This is a genomic window from Azospirillum sp. UFLA03-27, from assembly GCF_059803775.1.
The window spans coordinates 1-761 of record NZ_JAUQTX010000529.1 but is presented as its reverse complement, the minus strand read 5'-3'; the positions used below and the strand labels follow the sequence as shown (position 1 = coordinate 761).

The following is a 761-nucleotide window of genomic DNA, read 5'->3' as shown; positions in this document are numbered from 1 at the left end:
CCCCCCCCCCCCCCCCCCCCCCCCCCCCCCCCCCCCCCCCCCCCCCCCCCCCCTTTTCAAGCCGAAGACGGCATACGAGATAGCTGTTATAGTCTCGTGGGCTCGGAGATGTGTATAAGAGACAGATGTTTGTTCATGGAGTGTTCTCTTTCGTGCGGGCCGGGCGGGTTGATCCGGGCGGAAGGGGCAAGGCGCTCTGGCGGCGGCGGTTGACCCGTGCCTGTCCCCCGTGCTTTGTGAAGCGAGGCGGGGCGGGCATGGACCGGACCACGGATCAAACCGGCCCTGCGAACAGACACCCCCGGTATCCGGACGCCCTTCCGCCGGGCGCCCGAACGGGTCGGATGGGATACCGGGAACCCGCGCTAGGAGACACATGCGATGAATGTATGGACGTTTACGGGGCGCCTCGGCGCGGATGGCGAGCTTCGCTCCACGCAGAGCGGTGAAAAGGTCCTGGGTTTCCGCGTCGCCAACGACGTCGGGTTCGGTGACCGCAAGACCACCCAGTGGGTGGACTGCTCCATCTGGGGTCGCCGTGCGGAGGCTCTGGCGCCGCACCTGACCAAGGGCAAGGCCGTGGTCATCTCCGGCGAGGTGACGATCCGCGAGTTTGAAAAGCGCGACGGCACCCGCGGTGCCGGCCTGTCGGTGCGTGTCAACGAGATCGACTTCACCGGCGGCCGTGAAGGCGAAGGCGGTGGAGGCGGCGGCGGTTACGGCGGTGGCTACGAGTCGAGTGGCGGCGGTGGTGGCGGTGG

The 761-nt window shown here is 68.3% G+C and carries 1 protein-coding gene; it reads left to right on the top strand.

Translation table 11 applies throughout. From position 1 onward, the window contains the following. Positions 1-381: 381 nt before the first annotated feature. A partial coding sequence (locus tag Q4I23_RS32905) for a single-stranded DNA-binding protein (RefSeq protein WP_498529033.1) occupies positions 382-761 on the top strand: 380 nt, incomplete at its 3' end.